We start from the raw sequence: 24,085 nt of genomic DNA, 5'->3' as shown, positions 1-24,085 counted from the left end.
AAAAAAACACGAACCTTGAACTACCAAGAATTTGTGGTTTTTTGCATTTCATTCCTATATACCTTTATCAAGCTCATATAACCTACGATATTTCTCATTTTCTTTCAGTAGCTGTTCGTGACTACCTTGCATAGCGATTTGGCCACTATCAAGGAAAATAACTTCATCTACATGTTCAATTCCTACAAGATGATGTGTAATCCAAATAACAGTTTTTTCTTCTGTTGCAGAAAACATTGTTTCTATTAAGGCTAATTCCGTTTTAGGGTCTAAACCGATAGTCGGTTCATCAAGTACAATGATTGGTGTTTCTTGCATAAGAGTTCTTGCAAATGCTACCCTTTGCCTTTCTCCGCCAGAAAACCTCTTTCCCATTTCATGCATTTTTGTTTGTAATCCATCAGGAAGAGAAGCAATGTGTGGTGCTAGCTGCGCTTTCTCTAAAGCTTTCCATATCTCTTCATCATTAGCCTCTGGTTTACCGATCCGCACATTATTTCCAATTGTCGTATCGAATAAATGTGGTTTTTGGTTTAATACAGAAATATATTTTGACAAAAAATCCGTACGAGCTTGTTCACCATTCAATATAACTTGGCCATTCACCGGACGTAGTGCACCAGTTAACAATTTTAGTAAAGTAGATTTCCCTGTTCCACTTCTACCTAAAATAGCAATTTTCTTTCCTGCCTTTATTTGCAATGATACATCTTTTAATACAGGTTCATTACTATCCGGATAATTATACGACACATTACTCAGTTCGATATCTACATGTTTTGATGCAACGTATTCTTTATTTACAGATAACTCCTTACCCTCATCCAAAGCGCTCTCACTTTCTACGCCATTAAGCCGATGAGCAGATTCTACATAAGATGGAATTCGATCGATAGCATCTGATATAGGGATAAGCGCATTTGTCACAGATAATGTCATTAATACGAACGCTGCAATAACTGTAGGTGCAATCTGTTCACTTGCTGCTTGATTTCCAGTCCACATAATCATTGAAATAACTACAATGCCGACTATTAAATGAATGATACTGTCTCGAATATGGTACCAGCGTTTCACTCTCTTTTCTGTCTTTAACAACTGGACATTTTGCTCTACATACGCATTAATAAATTCATCTTTTCTACCACTCGCCTGCCAATCAGATAACCCAAATACAGCATCTGTCAATTGTTGATACAAACGATTTCTTCCTCGCTTCAAAGCAACATGATGTCGTTTCATCAAAAGTAGTGATACGAATGGGAGAAGAAAAACAATAACAGCTAACATACAAGCTGCGATAAGTGCAAATACTAAGTCAAATGCACCGATAACAATTACGAAAATGCTATATACAACTAACGCTAATATACTAGGGAATATTGTACGTAAATATAGATTCTGTAAATGTTCTATATCATCAGACAATACACCTAGTACATCACCAGTTTGAAATCGAGAGCGTAAAAATAACGCCTGTGGTTCTACAATTCTATATAGTTTTGTCCTCATTTTTTCTAAAATTCGTAGAACGACGTCATGCCCAACTAAACGCTCTAAATAATGAAAGACCGCTTGTCCTATACTAAATGCACGCGTTGCGACAATAGGAACATATACAGCCATTACATTTTCCGGTCTGAGAGCAGATTTAGAAATTAAATAACCTGAAATGAAAAGTAACATCGCACCCGAACTAACTCCAAGAAGCCCAAGGAAAATAGTCAAAGTCATTCTACCTTTATTTTGCTGTATATAAGGCTTAATCCAGTTACTCATCGCTCTCCCCTCTCTTCGCTATGAAAATGTAATGTCTCATTCGTTAAAAGTTCTTCATATGTTCCACTTTCTATAACTTTCCCTTTATTAAAAATAAGAATATGATCCATTTGCTTCATCCAATGTAGACGATGCGTTGCAAGAAATACTAACTTACCTTCAAACAGACGTAACATCGATTGCTTTATTTCAAATTCAGTTTCAATATCAAGATGTGCTGTAGGTTCATCTAATAAAATGATTGGCTTTTTACTTAAAAGTGCACGTGCCATAGCGACACGTTGTTCTTGTCCACCACTAAGCATACGTCCACCTTCTCCAATTCTTTCGTACATCCCATGTGGTAATGATGCAACGAGCGAACGAAGACCAACTTCATTAATAACTCTCTCAACCTCTTTATCAATTGTATTCGTTTCATAGAAACAAATATTATCTTTTAATGAAAGCGGAAAAATATAAGGTTGCTGCGGAATATAAGCAATATTTTTTTGCCAATCTTCTCGATTAGATTCACCAATTTCCACACCATTCACTAACATCTTCCCACCCGAAGGAGCTAGAAATCCTGCTAACACATCGATTAACGTTGATTTCCCTGCCCCACTTTCACCAATAATGCCTATAGCACCGTTACCTTGCCAAGTAAAATCAATTCCCTCTAATATAGCCTTTTCAGATTCATCATTATTTACTTTTACATCTTGTAATTTCAAACTACTAGAAGAATTCCATACTATATCTACATTTGAATCTTTCTTTTCTATTTCTTTTTGTTTCTGTAAAATTTCTTCTATTTGCTCCATTGCCAGTTGTCCATCTAATGTAGCATGATAATTCGCTCCAACTTGCTTAATCGGCAGAAAATATTCCGGCGCTAAAATTAAAATCGTAAGAGCTGGCAACAGTATAATTGTCCCATCTATTAACCGTATCCCTAATCCAACTGCTACAAATGCAATTGATAAACTCGTAAAGAAATCTAATGCAAAAGAAGAAAGAAAAGCAACTCGCAAAGTACGCATCGTTGCTTTTCTATATCGTTTACTTACTTTTTCAATCTTTCCTTCGTGCTGTTTACTTTTCCCTAAATACTTTAATGTTTCTAATCCTTTTAACGTATCTACAAAATGATTAGAAAGTACACGATATGTCTCATATTGGCTATCCGCCATTTTCTGCGCTGCTAATCCTAAAAGGATCATAAACATGATCACAATTGGAATCGTTACAACTAATATGATTCCCGACTCAATGTCTAGTGTAAAAACATATAGAACAATTAGCCCTGGAACGATACTACTTCTAATCATTTTAGGAATTGTCAATTCAATATATGTTTTAAATTTCTCAATACCTTCTATCGATAAAGTAACCAGATGACCAGTCCCATTCGTTTGGACAAATCTCGGCCCTAACGTAAAATATGCTTCTATTAACTGTTTACGTAATGCAAATCCTGTTTTTTCAGCGAAACGCTCAACCAATATTTGCGATGTTCGCACTAACATTTGGCGTGCTGCAAACGTGATCCCAAAATAAACAGTTTCATTTAGTACAGCTTGCACTGTTTCTCCATGAAATAAAAATGTGATTGCTCGTGCTAAAAACACTGTCTGCGCAATGATACTACACGCCTCTAAAATGCTAATAAGACTTAAAGTTACATATAAAACTCGGCTACCAGGATACGACGGAAGTCCTCTTTTTCTTTTCATTAGTACTCCAAATCTTTGTCTGACTTAACAGGTTGTCTAAATACATAGAAACTCCATATTTGACTACCGATAACAAATGGTAAAATAGCAAGAGAAAAATAGCTCATCAGTTTTAATGCATAAGGTCCTGATGCCGCATTATAAATTGTCAAATCATTTACCGCTCCTAATGAGCTAATCATGACACGCGGGAACATACCGATGAACACACTTGCACTTAACAAAATGATTGTTAAACTCGTCATAAAGAAAGCCCAACCATCTCTTCTTCTTTTATTTAATAAAGTAGAAACAAATAGCGCTACAAAAGCTCCAATTGGAACCATTAGCCACTCTGAACCATGTGCGGTGAAAATATCTGTTTTCCATAACCCTACAGCTGCAAAAACAAGAAGTGTTATTAATGCAAAAGGTGCAATCTTTGTCGCGGCAATACGTGCGCGTTCTCGTAATTTTCCTGTTGTACGTATAGTAAGGAATTGCAAACCATGAACAATACATAGAAGAAGAAACATAACTCCCCCAAGTAACGCAAATGGGTGAAGTAATTTCATAAATCCACCTACCATATTTTTACTTCCATCAATTGGTACACCTGTCATAAAGTTTGCGATTGCAACTCCCCAAAGTATGGGAGGTAGCAAACTTCCAATAAACATGCCCCAATCCCAGAAACTCTTCCATTTATGATTTTCTATTTTCGCACGGAATTTAAAGGAAACACCTCTTATAATTAATGCAAGAAGCATAAACACAAATGGAATATAAAACCCACTAAATAAAGTTGCATACCAGTGCGGGAATGCCGCAAACATAGCGCCACCAGCACAAACAAGCCATACTTCATTTGCGTGCCAAAACGGCCCAATTGTATTTAAATATATACGTTTTTCCAGATCGTTTTTCCCTAAAAACCTTGAAACGATTCCTACACCAAAATCGAAACCTTCAAGTACAAAGAAGCCAACGAATAAGGTTGAGATAATTAGAAACCACAACTCATTAAGAGATAACATACTCTTCCTCCTTATCAAATGGATCATGGCTTTGATAATCCTTTTTCGTTTTCTTATTCGCGTGTCCTTTAATGATACGAACGAATAAGTAAACAGTAATTCCTCCAACAATTAAATATAGTGATGTGAATGAAACAAGAGAGAATAATACTTCTCCAAATGAAACGTTTGGAGATACAGCATCTTCTGTTTTCATAACACCGAAGACAACCCAAGGCTGACGTCCCATTTCAGTCATGATCCATCCTACTGTATTACCGATAAACGGTAGTGCAATTGCATATACCATTATTTTTAAATACCAAGGGTTTTCAGTTAAGCGATCTTTTCTTGATAAGAACCAGCCGTACATTCCTAAAAGAAGCATGAATGTTCCACTCATTACCATCGCTCTAAAACTCCAGAACATAGTATGTACTGGAGGAATATAATCTCCAGGTCCATATTTTTCTTCATATTGTTTTTGAATTTGATTCATCCCTTCAACTTGACCGCTAAATTTATCATATGACAATAGACTTAGCATATAAGGGATTTGAATTTCAAACGAATTTTCTTTCTTCTCTGTATCAATTTTTGCAAATACTGTAAATGGCGCTGGATCCTCACTCGTATTCCATAATGCTTCAGCTGCTGCCATTTTCATCGGATGTGTCTTAATTAAATTTTGTGCTTGTGCATGACCGAAAAATAATACCAATGCTGTTGTAATTGTTCCAACAACGATAGAAACTCGGAACGATTTTTTAAACACCGCAGTTTCTTGACCTTTTGATATTTTCCATGCACTTACACCTGCAATAAAGAATGCACCAGTTGCAATTGCCGCTGTAATTGTATGCGGGAATTGCACCCATAATTGTGGATTTTGAATAATCGCCCAAAAATCATTCATTTGCGCACGTCCATCTGCTGCCATTTCATATCCTACTGGGGCATGCATAAATGCACTTGCAGTTAAAATCCAAAATGCTGATAACATTGTTCCTATTGAGAGGAGCCAAATACATAAAAGATGAACTCGCTTCGGAAGTTTATCCTCACCGAATACCCATAAACCTAGGAATGTAGACTCAATGAAAAATGCTAATAAACCCTCAATTGCAAGTGATGGTCCGAAAACATCACCAACAAAACGTGAATACGTTGACCAGTTCATACCAAACTGAAATTCTTGTAAAATACCTGTTACTACACCTACTGCGAAGTTAACAAGGAATATTTGTGTCCAAAACTTTGTCATCTTCTTATAAATTTCTTGTCCCTTTACCACATACAACGTTTGCATTAACGCAATGATAAAAGCTAAGCCTATAGACAGCGGAACGAAAAAGTAATGAAAAATCGTTGTTGATGCAAATTGTATTCGTGCCAATTCGAGCGTTTCCATGCTAAAGTCACTTCCTTCATATTTTTTTATATCGTAATATCGATTGAATTGTATGAATTCACTTCATAACGAACAATTCAATCATTTGGAAATACAAAAAGATAAATTCGTTTATGTACTTTCTGAAAATATAGATTGTCAGTTTTTTAGATAATTACAAAAGAACTTTCTTCATACGATTTACCTTTTCACTATTTCAGTAGTGTTTTATTCGTTAATCGAATTGTATAATATACTTACATAATAAATTCAGGTGATTTTTGACGTATTATTGACAGGATTTTGTCTGAAATATGTCTTTTGTAATTTTTTTGAATTAGATTTTTCACATTTTAAAAACGGACTTTTCAAACATACAACACACTCTTATATCAATTATTATTATGTTTTTCTCTTCATACGCTTGACTTTCCTCTTGAAAAATGTCCTCGAATCAAACCTGAAAACACATTAGATTTTTGTCAAGAGAAAAATGTATTTCCAAAATTCAAATCAACAATATTGTTATTCACAAATAGAAAAAAACTCCCCTTTCTCTAGACATAAAATTCGTTTTTTTGTCATTTTTCAAACTGACTAAATAAAAAAGTACCGAGAATAGATTATATTCCCGGTACTTTTTTCATTATTTCGTTGTATATTTTCTAACAGCCGGCATAATTTCAGTAGCAATTAATTCAATGTTTTTCTCAATCTTATCAAATGGTACACCGCCAAAATCAATCTGTGCCATAAAACGTTGCTGTCCAAATAATTCATATTGATAAAGCATTTTTTCAATAATTTGTTCCGGGCTACCAATCATTAACGCATCACGGTGATCTACTGCGTTAGTAAATTGTTGTTTTGGATACCCACCACCGCGTAGCGCAAGCATACCAGCATTAATATGATGATAATATTCACTAAGTGCATCTTGTGAATTTTCTGCTGTATAAAATAAACTTGTTGTCGCAATTGGTAATGTTGCTGGATCAAAACCACTTTGCTCAGCTGCTTCACGATATGCATCAACCGAAACTTTAAAATTAACAGCCGGGCCACCAAGTGTCGTAAGCATCATTGGTACACCTGCGCGTCCTGCCTTAATTGAACTAGCAGGTGGCCCTCCAACAGCACGCCAAATTGGCATATTGTTATTTTTAGCTCTCGGTATAATTGCCGCATGTTCAAGTGGCGTTCTAAACTGCCCTTTCCATGTTACACTTTCTTCTTTATTTATTTTTAATAAAAGATCCATCTTCTCTTCAAATAGTTCTTCATAATAATTTACATCGTAACCAAGTAAACTATATCCCCCAATACGAGATCCACGACCAGCAACGATTTCAGCACGACCACTAGAAATTAAATCAATTGTGGCAAAATCCTCATATACACGAACCGGATCTGACGTGCTTAATACTGTTGCGGAACTCGCGATTTTAATGTTTTTCGTAGCTTGTGCAATAGCTCCTAAAATAACTGTATGAGCTTGCGTTGTAAAATGCGCTTGATGACTTTCACCGACAGCAAACACATCAATTCCAGCTTCATCTGCTAACTTAGCTGTTTCAATTAGTTCATGAATTCTTTTTTCTGCACTTATTTTCGAACCATCATGCGGATTTAAAATATGATCTCCAATTGAATATAATCCAAATTCAATTCCCTTACTTGTATCAATACGGTATTTTTCCATAGTTGCTCTCTCCCTTTTAATAAAGCGGTATTAATTTCTCTTCAATCTCTTTTCTTCTCTCTTCTAAAAATGGTGGTAAATCCAGCTCTTTTCCTAATTCTTCAACTATTGAATCTACTGTAAATCCTGGGCCATCCGTCGCAATCTCAAATAAAATGCCATTTGACTCACGGAAATATAAACTTTTAAAATAAAAGCGATCGATAATCCCTGTTGATTGGAACCCTTTATCTTTCACCGCTTCATTCCAATAACTCAGTTCTTCATCATTTTTCACACGAATAGCTAAATGATGAATACTTCCTTTTCCTGGTCTTTCACTCTCTCCATCTTGCTGTTTCACCAAAATTTCTCCAAAAGATTGACCATCAATAGATTGATAAATCCCCTCATCGTCTGAACGAGATACTTCTTTATAACTAAACAAACCTGTTAATGTTTTTGATAATTTATTTAAACTGCGCACTGTCATTTCAACTGTTCCCATGCCTAAAATACGATGATTCTGCTCTACAGAAGATTCATCCCATGCAGTCCAATATTCAGGCACCTCTTCATCTTTATTATTTAACAGCACTAACCGTAGACCATCTGGATCTTCAAAGTGCAGTGCGTCTCTTCCGGCGTAAGTTGTAATTTCCCCATGCGCCACCTGGAGTGACTCAAAACGTCTCTTCCAAAATGTAAGACTTTCTATTGAAGGTACGAGCAAGCCTATTTGTGTTATTGCATTTGTACCACGGATTGTTCTACCTACATTCGGCATTTCAAAAAATGATAATTCAGTTCCGGCACTCCCTGTTAAATCACCATAAAACAAATGATACATAAATGGATTATCTTGATTGACTGTCTTTTTCACCCGGCGTAATCCTAAAACATCTCGATAAAAATTATTATTCGTTTTCGCATTTTTAGTCACCATAGAAATGTGGTGATGTCCTGGAATTGTATACATAAAACTTCCTCCTCTTTATCACTTGATTAGTCAATTGATTAAGTAAAAAAAATTACTCATTCGGTAATTCTTTTTTTTCACTATGCTTATGAACTTTTGACATCAACTCGTATAGTATTTTCTGCTCTTCTTCATTTAATACATCATCAAAAAATGATGATTGAAATGCAAGTTGCTCTGGCAATGCTCTTTCTAAAGCCGCTTCCCCTTGCCCTGTAAGACTAATTGTTTTCGTTTTCCAATCTTGTTTTCGTATAATATATCCTTCTTTTTCAAGACGTGTTAACATTCGAGAAATACCGCCTTGTGTAACGGTAACCTTTTCTGCTAACTCCATTTGTGTTAATGGCTGATAAGTCCGTATTTGCAAAAGCACATCAAATTGGGCTGTTGTTAAATCAAAACGTTTTAAAAACTCATTTGACATTTGATTACTTTGGTTCGTAAATCGTATTAAACGTAGCCATATTAACGATCCTATCGTATTTTCACGCATGTTTCATCACTTCCTAGCGTTGATCTTACTATCACTTTACCACTCAAGTGATAGTAATGCAAGTAGAAATATGTTAAAAATACCTCCCAGAATCATTATTCTTAACTTTCCATTTCATTCATTGCTATATTTAAAGCTGCCACAGCTTTTGGCCAACCAACGTAAAAAGCCATATGTGTTATTAATGCAACTAATTCATTCTCCATTATCCCATTTTGTTTAGCTAGCTTCAGATGAAATGATAATTGTTCTGTATTACCAAGACTGATTAGCGCCGACAATGTACATAAGCTTCTTTCTCTTAATGTTAAAGCGGCATCCCGCCACACTTCCTCAAATAATATCTCTTCACTATAATGAGAAAATACAGGTGCTATTTCTCTCATTTTCTTTGGAATATAAAATTCAATTGGTTCATTCATCATTTTGCTCCCTTCATTTTTACCAATTGTGCCATCCCTTGACCAAATGACCAGTTTTCAGCAGCTGTCTCATGTAATGTAATAAAAATGTCAGTAACTTTTACGTTGGAACATTCCGAAACTTCAAAGGATATAGATTGATACAAACCTTTTTTCTGTTGTACTGTTCTTCCAGGTCCACATGTAATAGAAACATGAATCATATTCTCAGTTCTCATTTCTCCTCTTTCCAACAAATAATATGGATTATACAAAAATTGATTTCGTTGATAAGGTAAAAATATTTGAAAATAATCATTTTCAGGGATGTTAAAATGTTCAATTAATGAAAGATGGATACATTCACCTATCTTTTTCAACTCTTCTTTATTTACTATATCTTCATGATAATAAACGTTCACAAAAGGCATACATTTTCATTCCTTTTTCTTAATTTAGCATTCAACAACATATCCTCATGAAATATGTAAAATCTCATAAATAGTAACATCGTCCATTACATCTATTTCAGGCTTTTCCTTATAAAAACTGAATTGACTATATCCCCACTTATCCGGATTATAAACTATTACATTTCCTAAACATTTTTCTATGTTTTGCACATTTTCATTTACTTTATTTAATTGCGTCCCAATCAGCGATTTACTTTGAGAAATACTCCCTGCATATTCAACAGCATATCTACTTTTTCTAAAATCATTACTTAAATTAACAACTAATGGAACACCTATATTTATTTGTTGCCACCCAAACGATTGCAAAATATTATCGTAATACCCTTCGAATATAAATTTGTTCATCCCTTCATGACCATTCCACATATATAAAGGTGCATAACAGTTATAGAAATTCCCATCCTTACCTGTCTCAGTAATTAAATAAGCCTTAAAATTTAGTTCTTGAAAACCATCAGTTTTAAACCCATTATCCTTTACCCTTTTTTTAATAATCTCCATGTCATAATCCTTTGGTAAAATGACCTTATATTGCATACCAATCATGTTTATCACTCACTTTCGATCTTATATACATAATGATAAACCGATGATCGGCTGACGTAAAATAGGTATAAATTATGTTTGATATCATTTATAATGATACCGTATAAGGGGCTGAAATGAATGGAAATAAATGATCTTATTATATTTAAAACTGTAGCTAACGAAGGATCTATTAGTAAAGCTGCTAAAGAGCTAGGCTATGTACAACCAAATGTAACTGAGCGAATCAAAAAATTAGAACAAGAATTAGAAACACCTTTACTACATAGAGATAACAAAGGTGTCTCCCTGTTACCTTCTGGTGACATTTTATTAGACTACACGAATAAAATATTAGCTCTTTTAGAAGAAGCGAAAGATGAAATTAAAACAAGTGCTTCTTCTTATGTAATAGCGACGTCACAATCTATTTTGACTAATTATTTAAGTATGCGTATTAAAGAAAATTTCAGGAATTATCAAATATATATAGAAAGTAGTAGCCATTTACAAAAACTACTACAGCAACAAAAAGTTGATATAGTCATAACTTATGAGGATTATCCCGACGCAGCGTTTAAAAAAGTATTCACCACTTCAATTTCTGTAGGCTTATTAAAAGCGAAAAAACAGTGTAACATTGACTTTTCAAAAGAACTTTTCTTTGTTAGTAACGATAAAAAGTGCCCTTTTAGAAATATGACAATACAATTTCTAAAAGAAAACAATCTATCCCAGCATCAACTTCAACAGTTAGATTCTTATTCGCTTATTGAAGAGTTTATTGTTGAGGGAAATGGGATAGCTTTTTTACCGATTAGAAATGATAAATTAGTTCCAGTTGAAAATGTCGCAGTTGAAAAACTACCTATTAACTTCTTTACAACTCGAGACTTAAATAAAGTGATTCCAGGTGAACTATTTAATTAATAAAGAGGCTACACTTGTCGTATTTTACGGGTAAATAGATATCCCTTTTCGAATCGCTAATATAACTTCATATACTATCGTACGGCTTAATAAAATAAAAAGGGATGTTACCTAGTTAATATGTTTAACTACTAGGACATCCCTTTTCATCTTGAAGACTTATTTTACACGTTCTGCTCCACCCCTGTGTTCTTCTCCTTCTTATCCCTTTTAAAATTCTTCAACTTCTTAACTGTTCCAACTAACCCTTTCGGAAAAACTAGAAGCACGATAATGTATAATAAACCAAGAATAATCGTCCACCTTTCAAAAATCGGATACTCTGTAGCTAGTTCTGATAAATAATATTTTAGTGATTCAATAATTCCTGCTCCAGCAATAGCTCCGATTAACGTTCCAACTCCCCCAATCATTGTCATCAATAATGCATTTAATGTCATTTCAATTGAAAATACAGTTGTATTAACAAAGCGTAAAGTGATAACAAATAAACCACCGCTAATCGCTGCAACTACTCCTGCAACAACACTAGCAATAATTTTATAATGAAGCACTTTATAGCCAAGTGCTTCAACTCGTTGTTCATTTTGTGAAATCGCCTTTAACACTTTCCCAATTGAAGATTTTGTGAAAAGACGTAACAAAATGAAAATACTGATTAGACATATAAATGTTATATAATAAAATGTAAAACGATCACGGAATATATCTGGTACACGAAATGTAAATCCATCTCCTCCATGAGTCAGTGAACGCCATTTTTCAGCAAGTACAAAAAACAGCTGGGAAATAGCGAGCGTTAACATTGCATAAAAATGACTTTTCAAACGTAATGAAAGCATACCAATTATATAACTAACGATGGCTGATACAATAATTGCGGCTGCTATTCCTATAAAAAAGTTCGTTATAGACACCCCTTGCCGATCAAATAAGAGTGCCACACCATACGCCCCTATTCCAAAGAACATACAATGACCGAATGAAACAATACCCGTATATCCAAGGAGAACATCAAAACTCATAGCGAAAATAGCAAAGATGAAGATTTGAGTGAACAAAATTAACAAGCTCCGTGAATCATTTACGAATGGAAATACACTTAAACAAATGAGCATAAATACTCCGAAGTATACTTTAATTCGATTTGATGTGCTGTTCACCGTTTCACCCCTTTTCACCAACAAGGCCCGTTGGCTTCACTATTAAGAAAAATAGTAACATTAACATATTAATTGCAAGTGATAAATCCGGTATAAAATATGCTGTAAAAGCACCAGCTAATCCAACAATTAAAGAAGCGAGCGCTGAACCTTGTACGCTACCTAACCCTCCAATGATAACTACTATAAAGGCTAAAATTGCATACTGCATACCCATCTCAGCAAAAATAACTCCTGAATATGGTGCTAGTAGAAAACCACCTAACGCCGCCATCCCTGCTCCTAATAAAAAAACAAACGAGAATATCGCTTTTACGTTAATTCCGAGAGCTTGAACCATCTCTTTATCCATTACACCAGCGCGAATCATAAGTCCTATCTTTGTTTTTTTCAGTAACAATAGTAAAGCGATGTAAATTAGTATCCCAACTAAAATAACGAATAGACGATATTTAATTAATATAACGCCTTCAAATGTATAACTACCTTGTAACCATAACGGTAATTTAGCACCAATTGGATTTGGCCCCCAAAATACTTTAATACATTCACTAAGTACAAGCATTCCTCCAAGCGTCACAAGAAGCTGGCGAACATGATTTCCATATACCGGTCTAATAAGGAATCTTTCTAAAATGAATCCAAGAAACATCCCCATAGAAATTGCTCCAATTAAAGCGAGTAAATAGCTTCCAGTTGTATTAAATATCCATACACCTGTAAAAGCTCCCCATGCAAATAACCCACCATGTGCGAAGTTTAGAACGCTCATTAAACCGAAAATAAGTGAAAGACCTGACGCTAATAAAAAAATGAGCATCCCTGTTGAAATCCCATTTACAAATAAATTGATTAACACATCCATCCTTCTCACCCCGGATTCATGTTAAGAGATTCCTAAATATTTGTGACACATTTCCTTATCCTCTTTTAATTCATGCATAAAACCGTTATGAACAATTCTTCCGTTATCCATAATATAAAAGTAATCACCAATTTGACTAGCCATCATAAAGTTTTGTTCAACGAGTAAAACTGTTGTTTTCTCTTTCATTTTCAAAATGGCTATCATTAATTTTTCTATCATAATGGGCGACAAGCCTTTACTCGGCTCATCAATAAGTAATAAACCATCACTATTAATAAATGCTCTTGAAATTGCTAGCATTTGCTTTTGCCCTCCGCTTAAGAGTCCGCTTTTTTTATGCCAAAATTGCTTTAAATCTGGAAATAATTCAAGCATCCAGTCTATTTTTTCTTCCGCTTCTTCTCCCTTCCCCCTAGCAAGAGCGAATGTTTCTTCTACTGTCAGGTCGTGAAAAATACCTTGATTTTCTGGTACATACCCTATTCCTTTCCTTGAAATTAAATGTGTAGATAATCCATTTACTTGTGTACTATCATAATAAATTTCACCATGTGCGATATGGTGAAATCCCATAACCGAACGTAATGTCGTAGTCTTCCCTGCCCCATTTCTTCCAAACAGTACAGTAATCGTTCCTTTCTCAACAGTAAGAGATACCCCTTGTAAAATATGAAACTGATCTAAATACGTCTCTATATTATTCACTTTTAATAGTGCCACTATATAATCCCCCTAAATAAGCACTTTGTACACGCTCATCTTTCATCATTTCTTCGGGCAAACCTTCAGCCAATAACTCTCCATTGAATAAAACGATAAGATGGTCTGACAAACCTAGTACCATATCCATTTTGTGTTCAATAAGTACAATTGTACTCTCTGGATGTTTCTTAATATTTTCAATCACTTGTAAAATAGCCGGTACCTCCTCAACTGATATACCTGCCGTCGGCTCATCAAGTAGTAACACATCCGTTTTTAAAGCTAATAACATCGCAAGCTCTAACTTTCGTTTTTCCCCATGCGCTAGATCTTTCGCTAATACATGTTCTTTCTCGTGAAGTAATACTGTTTTTAAGAAACGTCTCGCCTCTCCAACTTGTTGCTTAAATTTTGCCGAACTCGGAAAAAACCTATAGTAATCTTGCACAAATGATTGAACACTTAAACGAACATTTTCAAGTACCGTTAACTCTGGGAATATATTTGTAAGTTGAAAAGAACGACCAATTCCTAATCGAGTACGATCCGAAATTGATAAATTTGTAATCTCTTGTCCTTTAAAATATACTTCACCCTTTGTTGGAGAAATTTGTCCACTTAGTAAATTGAATAGCGTTGTCTTTCCTGCACCATTTGGTCCAATAATTGAAATGAGCTTTCCTTTTTGTACTGTTAAATTCACATCCTTAATAACATGATGCTCGCCAAAAGATACGCAAAGATTTTTCGTTTCTAGCAAATGTGTCACGAAATCCCTCCCTTTAAAGCTTTAAGTATGAAAGAAATACGTATAAAGAGGGTGTACTCCCTCTTTATACGTAAACAACAGAAAATTCAGTCTATTTATTTTGAACTTGGGGTTCTGTCTCTTTCATCGTTAATTCTCGCTCTAATACTGGCACCGGATAATCAACACCATCTTGCTTTTTCAATGTGATAGAATAAAGTGTCTGCATCGCTTGGTGATCTTTTTCTCTAAACTTCATCTTTCCTTTCGGTGTATCAAATTCCATTCCTTCCATTTTCTTAATCAATGTATCTACATCTGTATCACCTTTTGTTTTCTTTAAAGCTTCTACAATTGAAATTGCCGCTGACATTCCTCCTGCTGTAAATAAATCTGGCACCGCACCATTAAATCGTTTTTTATGTTCTTCAACTAACCAATCATTCACCTTATTTTTCGGAAGTGTGTGATAATAAACAGAAAAACCTTGCATTCCTACTAACGCATCCATCGTTTTTAATGCCGGTATATCTGGTGCACCGGTAGAAATTTTAATACCCTGCGCTTCCACATTCATATCTTTTAACTGTTTCCAAGGTGAATTTGCCCCTGCCCAAACGATAAATAAATAATCCGGCTTTGAGCTAATGATATTTTGAATATTTGCAGTGAAGTCAGTCGAATTTGTATCAGCATATTGCTCGTTTACAATATTCGCACCTAATTTCTTTGCTCCAGCTTTAAATGCCGCAATTCCCTCACGGCCGTAAGCATTATCTTGTGCTAACGTTGCTATTTTTACATCTTTTTTAGCAATTGCCGCAGCACCAGCGACTGCATCTTGAGATGAATTTCTACCTGTTCTAAAAATATATTTATTCCAGTTCTTCCCGGTAATACTGTCAGCTACTGCTGGTTCTACAACCATTATTTTTTCATATTCTTCTGCAAGTGGTAAAACCGCTAATGTATCACTTGAACTAGACGATCCGACTAAAAAATCGACTTTCTCTTCTTCTAATAATTTCGTAGCTTTTTTAACTGCTACATCAGCTTTTGTTTCCGTATCTTCTACAACAAACTTAATCTTCTTCCCTTCCACTTTCCCAGTTCCACCCGTTGCATAGTCTAACCCTAATTCAAATCCGTTCACTGTTTGTTTTCCATATGATTCTAATGGACCTGTTAATGAAGCAAGAACCCCTACCTTAATCGTCTTTTCATCCTCTGTACTTGTTTTCTTTCCTGAACAAGCTGCCGTTATTAATAACGAACCTAACACACAACCAGTAGCCACCATTCTTAGCCATTTACGTTTTTTCATCGACATTGTGATCCTCCCCATATTTTACTTTCTGATAGAATCAAACAAGCCAAAGTTACCCATCCGTAATTATGACTTTTCCTTTGAATCATACAAACAAATCTGTTTGAAAAATTTAATGAAGTACCTTTACATTCGCCGCCTCTTTCCAAATACCTCCATTTACCATATATTCATCTAGTATTTTTCACCACCTAATTACAGTCGCTGCCCAAGTATACCCAGTACCTGCACTAACCACTACTGCAATATCTCCAGGCTGTAATTTCCCTTGCTCATTTGCAAAATGAAGACCTATACATGGGTCAAGTGCTGACATATGCCCATAATGATCTAAATATACAACTTGCTCTTCTACTAAGCCCAGCCCCTGTAACAATTCTATTAGCATAGAGCGTTTTGTATGCAGTGGTAACAATACTTTAATATCTTTAGGAGTAAATACACTTTTTCTTAACGCCTCCCGAATAACCTTATCAAAATTAGGGGTTGAAATTGGATCTAAACGTTCTTTCATACTAATAGGATCTATTACATCAATATAATGTTGTCGATTCTCAACTGTATCATAGCTCGCAACCTGCTTCGATCCACCAGCTGGAATACGAACATCGTCATGAAATGAACCATCCGTTATAATCGCACTGCCTAATATTTCACCGTTGCTAGCTCCCTTTTTTACTAAAGCTGCACTTCCGCCATCAGCAAAATTAAACATAAAACGTGAGCGTGGATTATCATAATCTACAATTTGAGATTCTTTACATCCACCTACTAATAATATATTTTCAATTGAGTTATCGGAGTAGAGCATATCCTTTGCGACTTTGAGAGCGATTTGAAAGCAAGAACTAACATTCATAATTTCAAAAGCATAAGCATTTTTCAATCCAAGTTCATGCTGAATTTTTGGGGCACTAGACCATACGTGGTAATCTTTATGTGAACTGCCAAAATAAATGACTACATCAATAGATTGAGGATCTACTTGTAATAATATTGGCTTTGCAGCAGCAATAGCTAAATCTGATGCATGCATCGTTTCGTCTGCGACATGTTTTTCATATAACCCAAACTTTTCTATAATAATATTCTCAGGAATACCTGTTTTTTTAGATAAATCTGCGGCCGTCTCTACGTCTTTTGGGAAGAAAACACCAGTTGCTTCAATCCCAATTCTCATTAGACAATTCCTCCTTCTTTTGGCACCATCATAGTCGCTACACCTGTTAACACTAAATCTCCTTTTTGGTTATGACACTCAGTTAACAATTTCAAAACTCTCTTTTCTATCATAAATTCTTGTACTGTTGCCGTAGCTGTAATCGTATCTCCTATAAAAACTGGCGCTGTAAATTTAATAGTTTGTTCCATATAAACGGAACCCTTTCCTGGTAAATGAACGCCTAACAATTGTGATAATAAACTAGAAGTTAATAAACCATGTGCGATTCTTTGATTAAATCTAGTTTGTTTCGCATACTCATGATCAATATGAATTGGATTAAAATCCCCACTTAAACCTGCAAATAGTACAAAATCTGTTTCCGTTATTGTTTTACTACATGATGCCTGTTGACCGGAACTATACATCGTCATCTTTTCACCTACTTTTCAGTTGATTTGCCAACTGTGCTTTTTGAATTTTACCAGTTGCATTTTTAGGCAATTCCTCTAGAAACATAATTTCTTTTGGAACTTTATATTTGGCTAGAAATAAACGACAATGATCAATGACTTCCTTTTCATTTAATACACTGCAACTCTTTTTCACAATAAAGGCGATTGGAATCTCTCCCCACTTTACATGTTGTGTACCAATTACTGCTACCTCACATACTTCTGATAGTTTATTAATAACTTGCTCTACTTCAAGGGGATAAATATTTTCACCACCGGAAATTATCATTTCTTTTTTTCTACCGACAATGTATACAAAACCATCTTCATCAACTCTAGCTAAATCTCCCGTATATAACCAACCATCTTGAATCGTTTCTTCTGTTGCATCTGGCCGATTCCAATACCCTTTCATTACATTTGGTCCTCTTATTATTAACTCTCCAACTTCACCAATCTCAACTTTATTTTTATTTTCATCAATAAGTACATAATCACAAAACAGAACAGGTTTTCCAATTGAGCCTACTTTGCGTCTTGCATCTTCTTCTGAAAGCATAAATACGGTTGGTGATGTTTCAGTCATACCAAAGCCTTGACCAAATAAAAATCCTCTATCTATAAATTCTCTCATCAACTCTTCTGGACATGGTGCGCCACCGTTATAAAACCAGCGAACTGATTGTAAATTTGTAGTTTCAAACTTTGCGCAATTAATTAATGCTTGGTGAATTGTAGGTACTCCCATTACAACAGTCACTTTATATTTTTCTATCATAGAAAGAGCTATGGTTGGCTCAAATTTTCTCGGAACAATGATTATTCCACCTGCAAATAAAGTTGGAAATGCGAATAAACCAATCCCACCAATATGAAATAAAGGCAATAACACAATGGAGCGGTCATGAACAGTTAGGTCAATCGCAAATGTATTATTAAGCGCATTCCAAAACATATTCTCTTGTGTAAGTACAGCTCCTTTCGGTTGTCCTGTTGTCCCCGAGGTATAACATATAATAAAGGATGCGCTTTCATTTATCTCTTCAAAGTTGTCAATTTTTCTATCTTCTATTTCTTTTAAACTTTTAATCGAAATAACTCTTTGTACATATGTTACATTCTGCATTGACAGTGCCATATTTTGAAATGTTTCCTCTACAAATAAAACTGTAGCTCCACTATCTTTTAACTGAAATATAAGTTCATTTTCTGTTAACCGTATATTCAGTGGAACAGCAATACATTCTACCTTTGCTATAGCAAATAAAAGTACAATATATTTCAAACTATTTTGTGATAAAATAGCTATCCTCTCTCCTTTTTGCACATTTAAGTCGTAAATTAAATATGCTGCTACTTTACTTACATACTCATGTAACTGTTTATATGTCATTTCCTCCTCTTCTGTAATAATGGCAATGCGATCTGGATGTAAATAGGCCCGTTTTTCAATCCAATAAGCAATGCCTTGCATATTTTCCCCACTCCCTTATCTCTTTCTCAATCCTTCAAATATTAATGACATCGCTGCTTCAAATACATCTTCCGGAACATCTTTCTCTTCCCAATAGCCCCATCGCATTCCTAAAAATTGACCAATTGACATAAGACAATACGCAATTGTTTCTTTATCAAGTTGTTTAAATTCCCCCGCTTCCATGCCAGCCGATAAACTTTTTAAAAATCCATTTGCGAGCTTTGCATAATACCATCTATATAAATTATCATCAACAACTACCGCCTGTTGTACAATGTTATATAGATTAGGACGATCTTTCACCCATCGAAAAAAGGCCTGAAAACCTCTTCTTTGTGCCTCTTCATAACTTGATATCCCCTTCATTTCTTCTTTAATAATTAAGCGTAACTCACGGTTCAATCTGCGAATCAATTCATCAAATATATCTTTTTTAGATGGAAAGTAATTATAGAAAGTTCCGTGCGCTACCGTTGCTTCTTGTGTAATATTCACGATAGAAGCTTCGTAATATCCTTTACTACCAAATACCTCTTCTGCAGCACACAATAATTTCTCTCTCGTTTCTAACCCTTTTGTTGTTAGGTTTTTTACATCCATTATTATTTTTTCTGACACCTGAATCACCTCTTAGATTTGATTATAAATATATTTCTGAATTTTTCGATTATTTTTATTAGACAAAATCCGCAAGCGTTTTTCTACATACAAAAAAGGACTAACTTATTTTGAAGTTAGTCCTTTAATCTTAATTAGAATTAAGTTCTACTTTCTCTAACCCTTCAGCCAATTGTTTCTTATCTAGCCCTTCTCCTATTACTACTAAGTTTGTCGGGAAACCGAAGTCTTGCTCCAGTAAAGTTGGTACGCCAAATGAATATTGGAATAAGTGAGGGTATTTATCTCCATGGAATTTCACAAATCCTTTTACACGATAAATGCTATCTGGTAAATTCGAAAGCCATTCGTATAATTTATCTTGATCAATCGATTTCGTAAATTGATACGTCATCGTTTGTATATGTAAATGCTGTTTAACATGAAGTGTCTCATGTTCTCCATCTCTCACAAATTCAGCTTCTTCTATATCTTTTAAAGATATATTACAATACTTTGTTTCAAACAATTTCGCATGATTATTTATTGCTTTTACGTCTTCAAGTACTTTGTTCTTATCCGAATCTGTTAATAAATCTGATTTATTAATAAGAATATGACTTCCATATTTCATTTGCTCATGTAATAGCTGTTGTACATTTGCACTTAATATACTTCGGTTTAACCATCTTACTGCATCTAATACGACTACTATAGATTTCACTTCAAGGAAAGGAGCTAAAATTGGTGATACACATGCATCTAACACTTCAATTGGATGTGCGACACCTGTTGTTTCTATATAAATTACATCTGGTCTTTCTTGTTGATATAAAGAATGTAATTGAATTTCAAGCTCTTCTTTTAACGTACAACAAATACATCCTTTCAGAAGCTCCCTTAACACATTCTCTTTTCCAATAATATCTGTATCTACCGAGTATTCACCGATTTCATTCATCAAAACTGCAACTTTTCGATTTTTCTTCTTTTCTGCTAATAATAAATTTTGCAGCAATGTTGATTTTCCGCTACCTAAAAAACCACCTAATATATGAATTTCTACTTTACTCATTCGACCGACCATCCATTTCTCTACTTCAAATTTCTTCAAAGCGTAATTATTACGATTTATATTTATCATTTTATTAAAAGAATACCTATTTGTAAACAAAACTGCTAGATTATCGTTTCATTTTCCATTCACTTCATGAGCAACTCTAATTCCAGACTCGATTGCTCCTTGCATCCATCCATGTGTTAATGTCGTATGTTCTCCTGCAAAGTGCACTCTACCCGCTGGCGGCGTAATATATGGAAACAATTCAAGCTCTTGCCCTGGTTCAAAAGCTGTAAATGCTCCGCAAGAATACGGATTTTGACTCCAGCTAAAAGATTCTCCCACAACATACTCACTATAAACCACATTCCCATAAATTTGCGCTAAATTTTTCAATGCATAACGAATACGATCTCTATGCGAGAGACTATCCCACGTTAACGCTTCATCTGCCCACGTATAGCTTGCTATAACGATAGCTGCCCCTGGTGACTGAATGCCATAGCTCGGATAATATGTAAAGCGGATAGGTAAATCTGTAATTGACTTACCACCATATTGTCCTGCTCTTTCCCAAAATCTACTTTTAAACTCTATCGCAATTTTAGTTGAAGCAATATAATTTAATTCACGAATTGCCCGCCTTTTATAATAAGAGAATAAATGATATGGCTGAACTTCTGCAAATCGCAAAGCTGAAAATGGAATTGTGACAATAGCGATGTCACCAGTTACTATAAATGAATTTAACGTTTGTTCATGTGTTACTTGCATCATTACTTTATTATCTTCCTGTATAATTTTTTCTACTTTATACGACATAAAAATATTATCCTTTAGCTCTGGTAAAAATGAATTTGGTAATGCGTCCATCCCGCCTGTTATCTCATAATATTTCGTCGTTGAAGTGAAAAAGATCATTTCGCGTAATACTTCAATTAAAGACATTCCCATGTATGCTTCCATATCAAGAAGTACCCCGATCATATCTATTGCCCCATCTGAATAATACTCGGTTAAAAATGAACCGAGCGAATATGTTTTATACTTTTTTTCAACAATAATCCAGTTTTTATTAGGATCTTTCTTAATATAATTAAGTATCGGTTCCAATACCTCTAACATTAACCCTTCTGCCGTTTTCCCTCTTTCTTTATCTAAAACTGGATATCCAAGTACACTTGGATCCTTTTCAAACACATCCAATCTCGTTCTTTTGTTATTCGTATAAATTATATCTGAAGAAGTTTTATTAATAAAAAGGTTTAACGGTAGTTTAAATTTACGAATGTAAGCTAAAGTTAAATCATGAGTATCCGGAATACGCATAGGACCTGCGTTAAAATATAATCCTGCGCTAAATGGTTCACGAATCGTATACACTCTGCCACCTATTCTGTTATTTGCTTCTATAATCGTTACCTCATGCCCAGCCTCTTTTAATAAAGATGCTGCAACTAATCCAGATATCCCTGCACCGGCAACTGTAATCCGTTTGGGTTTGGGGTTATTCGTTTTGGCAAGCCCTTCATGAACAATTTGAAGCATTTGTTCCATCGATAATGGATTCCCCATGCCAATTCCCCTTTTACGAAGGATTTTACTGAATTATATTCGTTTAACAGGATTCCTATGTTTCATTCAAGTAATTGAGCGGATACATTTTCAAATACTTGAATATCTTTTATAAAATGTAATAAAATAGATATGAAATTATAGAAGTAAGACGTATTATCTTACATAATAAAATTTATGAAATAGCGAGGAATTTTGAAATGAAAAAAGGCATTAACCGTGTTGTATTAGTAGGAACAGGAGCAGTTGGGTGTAGTTATGCTTACTGCATGATTAACCAAGCTGTAGCTGAAGAATTTGTTTTAGTGGATGTAAATGAAGCAAAAGCTGAAGGAGAAGCAATGGACTTAAGCCATGCCGTTCCTTTCGCACCAGCTCCAACAAAAGTTTGGAAAGGTAGTTATGAAGATTGTAAAGACGCAGATCTTGTTGTAATTACAGCTGGATTGCCACAAAAGCCAGGTGAAACACGTTTAGATTTAGTTGAGAAAAACGCTAAAATTTTCAAGCAAATTGTTCGTAGCATTATGGATAGCGGCTTTGACGGTATCTTCTTAATCGCAACAAACCCTGTAGATATTTTAACTTACGTAACTTGGAAAGAATCTGGATTACCGAAAGAACGCGTAATCGGTTCTGGTACAACTCTTGATTCTGCTCGTTTCCGCTATATGTTAGGTGAGTACTTCGATATTGGACCTCATAACATTCACGCTTATATTATCGGAGAGCACGGTGATACAGAACTTCCGGTGTGGAGTCACGTATCAATTGGTATTCAAAAACTACAAACGCTTCTTGAAAAAGACAACACATATAACCAAAAAGATTTAGATGATATTTTCGTAAACGTTCGTGATGCAGCTTATCACATTATTGAACGAAAAGGTGCTACATACTACGGCATCGGCATGTCACTTTTACGTGTTACGAAAGCAATCTTAAGCAATGAAAACAGCGTATTAACTGTATCAGCATATCTTGAAGGTCAATACGGCCAACAGGATGTTTATATCGGCGTACCTGCTGTTTTAAACCGCGGCGGTGTTCGGGAAATTTTAGAAGTTGAACTAAGTGAAGAGGAAGAATTAAAATTCGATCACTCTGTTCAAGTGTTGAAAGAAACAATGGCTCCTGTTCTTTAATCATATTTTCCAATCAAAAAAGCCATCCGATTTATATTGGATTGCTTTTTTATACTTTTATAGTTCCCCCTCAATTTAAACGGTAATATTATCTATAAAAGGGGTGATTTCATGAATGATTCTTTGACGATTGCAATCCTCTTGCTAGCTGTAGCATCCTTAATACTTTTCCTCTTCTTAATCATCAGAACGCTATTTCCAACTAAAAAATATGATAAGAATCTCGGATTGATTCTAATTATTTTAAGCTTGTTAGCAATACCGATAAGTATCTTCCTTGTAGGAGGATGGGCTGGTATGGGAGTTAGTGTAATCGCAGTCTTTATTTTTGCTGCTGTTATTATAGCTTTAATTGCAAATACCTTCATTAAACTACCTCCTCCAAAGAAAAAATAATAAATGACCGATGTTTTCATCAAGAGAAAAGATCGGTCAT

The 24,085-nt window shown here is 34.8% G+C and carries 24 protein-coding genes; 3 read left to right on the top strand and 21 right to left on the bottom strand.

What is annotated here, in order from left to right; all coding sequences use genetic code 11:
• Positions 1-54: 54 nt before the first annotated feature.
• The 10 genes from cydC to ABH955_RS16775 form a co-directional block, all read right to left on the bottom strand.
• Positions 55-1,779 carry a thiol reductant ABC exporter subunit CydC gene (gene cydC / locus ABH955_RS16820; protein WP_144512421.1) on the bottom strand — a complete coding sequence of 575 codons (1,725 nt, stop codon included), beginning with the start codon at positions 1,777-1,779 and terminating at the stop codon, positions 55-57.
• On the bottom strand, positions 1,776-3,497 hold the full coding sequence (gene cydD, locus ABH955_RS16815; protein ID WP_144512423.1) for a thiol reductant ABC exporter subunit CydD: 1,722 nt from the start codon (positions 3,495-3,497) through the stop codon (positions 1,776-1,778). The genes cydC and cydD overlap by 4 nt, the downstream gene beginning before the upstream one ends.
• Complete coding sequence (cydB, locus tag ABH955_RS16810) at positions 3,497-4,513, bottom strand: cytochrome d ubiquinol oxidase subunit II (protein WP_002141342.1); 1,017 nt, start codon at positions 4,511-4,513, stop codon at positions 3,497-3,499. Before cydB ends, cydD begins: the two co-directional genes overlap by 1 nt.
• Positions 4,500-5,903 carry a cytochrome ubiquinol oxidase subunit I gene (cydA, locus tag ABH955_RS16805; RefSeq protein ID WP_002012335.1) on the bottom strand — a complete coding sequence of 468 codons (1,404 nt, stop codon included), beginning with the start codon at positions 5,901-5,903 and terminating at the stop codon, positions 4,500-4,502. The genes cydB and cydA overlap by 14 nt, the downstream gene beginning before the upstream one ends.
• Before the next feature lie 625 nt (positions 5,904-6,528).
• Positions 6,529-7,584 carry an LLM class flavin-dependent oxidoreductase gene (locus tag ABH955_RS16800; protein ID WP_404491389.1) on the bottom strand — a complete coding sequence of 352 codons (1,056 nt, stop codon included), beginning with the start codon at positions 7,582-7,584 and terminating at the stop codon, positions 6,529-6,531.
• A gap of 16 nt (positions 7,585-7,600) precedes the next feature.
• A complete protein-coding gene (locus ABH955_RS16795) occupies positions 7,601-8,542 on the bottom strand; it encodes a ring-cleaving dioxygenase (protein WP_404491387.1) in 942 nt (313 codons plus the stop codon).
• 52 nt (positions 8,543-8,594) lie between these two features.
• Positions 8,595-9,038, bottom strand: coding sequence for a MarR family winged helix-turn-helix transcriptional regulator (locus ABH955_RS16790; protein WP_113938227.1), 444 nt, complete (start codon positions 9,036-9,038; stop codon positions 8,595-8,597).
• A 101-nt stretch (positions 9,039-9,139) separates the two neighbouring features.
• Complete coding sequence (locus ABH955_RS16785; protein ID WP_235661805.1) at positions 9,140-9,463, bottom strand: carboxymuconolactone decarboxylase family protein; 324 nt, start codon at positions 9,461-9,463, stop codon at positions 9,140-9,142.
• On the bottom strand, positions 9,460-9,870 hold the full coding sequence (locus tag ABH955_RS16780; RefSeq protein ID WP_144512433.1) for a tautomerase family protein: 411 nt from the start codon (positions 9,868-9,870) through the stop codon (positions 9,460-9,462). Before ABH955_RS16780 ends, ABH955_RS16785 begins: the two co-directional genes overlap by 4 nt.
• A gap of 45 nt (positions 9,871-9,915) precedes the next feature.
• Positions 9,916-10,461 carry a DUF4865 family protein gene (locus ABH955_RS16775; protein WP_113734663.1) on the bottom strand — a complete coding sequence of 182 codons (546 nt, stop codon included), beginning with the start codon at positions 10,459-10,461 and terminating at the stop codon, positions 9,916-9,918.
• 120 nt (positions 10,462-10,581) lie between these two features.
• Between ABH955_RS16775 and ABH955_RS16770 the strand changes: the two genes are divergently transcribed.
• Entirely contained in the window at positions 10,582-11,370 is a 789-nt protein-coding gene (locus ABH955_RS16770) for a LysR family transcriptional regulator (RefSeq protein WP_404456429.1), read from the top strand.
• A gap of 164 nt (positions 11,371-11,534) precedes the next feature.
• Here the strand turns inward: ABH955_RS16770 and ABH955_RS16765 are convergent, their stop codons facing one another.
• The 11 genes from ABH955_RS16765 to ABH955_RS16715 form a co-directional block, all read right to left on the bottom strand.
• A complete protein-coding gene (locus tag ABH955_RS16765) occupies positions 11,535-12,488 on the bottom strand; it encodes a branched-chain amino acid ABC transporter permease (protein ID WP_404456499.1) in 954 nt (317 codons plus the stop codon).
• A 49-nt stretch (positions 12,489-12,537) separates the two neighbouring features.
• Positions 12,538-13,398: a branched-chain amino acid ABC transporter permease gene (locus ABH955_RS16760; protein ID WP_219302024.1), complete on the bottom strand. Its 861-nt coding sequence runs from the start codon at positions 13,396-13,398 to the stop codon at positions 12,538-12,540.
• A 21-nt stretch (positions 13,399-13,419) separates the two neighbouring features.
• Complete coding sequence (locus ABH955_RS16755; protein WP_404491385.1) at positions 13,420-14,121, bottom strand: branched-chain amino acid ABC transporter ATP-binding protein; 702 nt, start codon at positions 14,119-14,121, stop codon at positions 13,420-13,422.
• Positions 14,099-14,872, bottom strand: coding sequence for an ABC transporter ATP-binding protein (locus tag ABH955_RS16750; protein ID WP_404491383.1), 774 nt, complete (start codon positions 14,870-14,872; stop codon positions 14,099-14,101). Before ABH955_RS16750 ends, ABH955_RS16755 begins: the two co-directional genes overlap by 23 nt.
• 91 nt (positions 14,873-14,963) lie before the next feature.
• Complete coding sequence (locus ABH955_RS16745; protein WP_078178798.1) at positions 14,964-16,181, bottom strand: substrate-binding domain-containing protein; 1,218 nt, start codon at positions 16,179-16,181, stop codon at positions 14,964-14,966.
• Between the two features lie 181 nt (positions 16,182-16,362).
• Positions 16,363-17,358: a 3-oxoacyl-ACP synthase gene (locus ABH955_RS16740; RefSeq protein ID WP_404491381.1), complete on the bottom strand. Its 996-nt coding sequence runs from the start codon at positions 17,356-17,358 to the stop codon at positions 16,363-16,365.
• A complete protein-coding gene (locus tag ABH955_RS16735; protein ID WP_002064880.1) occupies positions 17,358-17,774 on the bottom strand; it encodes a MaoC family dehydratase in 417 nt (138 codons plus the stop codon). The genes ABH955_RS16740 and ABH955_RS16735 overlap by 1 nt, the downstream gene beginning before the upstream one ends.
• A gap of 4 nt (positions 17,775-17,778) precedes the next feature.
• The gene (locus ABH955_RS16730; protein WP_404456419.1) at positions 17,779-19,269 is read right to left on the bottom strand and encodes an o-succinylbenzoate--CoA ligase; all 1,491 of its coding nucleotides are present in this window, start codon (positions 19,267-19,269) and stop codon (positions 17,779-17,781) included.
• Between the two features lie 15 nt (positions 19,270-19,284).
• Positions 19,285-19,890: a TetR/AcrR family transcriptional regulator gene (locus ABH955_RS16725; protein WP_404456416.1), complete on the bottom strand. Its 606-nt coding sequence runs from the start codon at positions 19,888-19,890 to the stop codon at positions 19,285-19,287.
• A gap of 130 nt (positions 19,891-20,020) precedes the next feature.
• Positions 20,021-20,944 (bottom strand): CobW family GTP-binding protein, encoded by a 924-nt coding sequence (locus ABH955_RS16720; protein ID WP_404456396.1) that lies wholly within the window; start codon positions 20,942-20,944, stop codon positions 20,021-20,023.
• Between the two features lie 117 nt (positions 20,945-21,061).
• Positions 21,062-22,504, bottom strand: coding sequence for a flavin monoamine oxidase family protein (locus ABH955_RS16715; RefSeq protein WP_404449494.1), 1,443 nt, complete (start codon positions 22,502-22,504; stop codon positions 21,062-21,064).
• A gap of 200 nt (positions 22,505-22,704) precedes the next feature.
• On the opposite strand from ABH955_RS16715, the gene ABH955_RS16710 reads away from it, so the two are divergent.
• Both ABH955_RS16710 and ABH955_RS16705 read left to right on the top strand, forming a co-directional pair.
• Positions 22,705-23,649 (top strand): L-lactate dehydrogenase, encoded by a 945-nt coding sequence (locus ABH955_RS16710; RefSeq protein WP_002012312.1) that lies wholly within the window; start codon positions 22,705-22,707, stop codon positions 23,647-23,649.
• A 111-nt stretch (positions 23,650-23,760) separates the two neighbouring features.
• Positions 23,761-24,045, top strand: a complete 285-nt coding sequence (locus tag ABH955_RS16705) for a YesK family protein (RefSeq protein WP_002086206.1) — start codon at positions 23,761-23,763, stop codon at positions 24,043-24,045.
• Positions 24,046-24,085 lie beyond the last annotated feature (40 nt).

The organism is Bacillus sp. RC240, assembly GCF_044907945.1.
Taxonomy (GTDB): Bacteria; Bacillota; Bacilli; order Bacillales; family Bacillaceae_G; genus Bacillus_A; species Bacillus_A mycoides.
The sequence above is the reverse complement of the archived record's forward strand: the minus strand, read 5'-3'. Positions and strand labels throughout refer to the sequence as shown.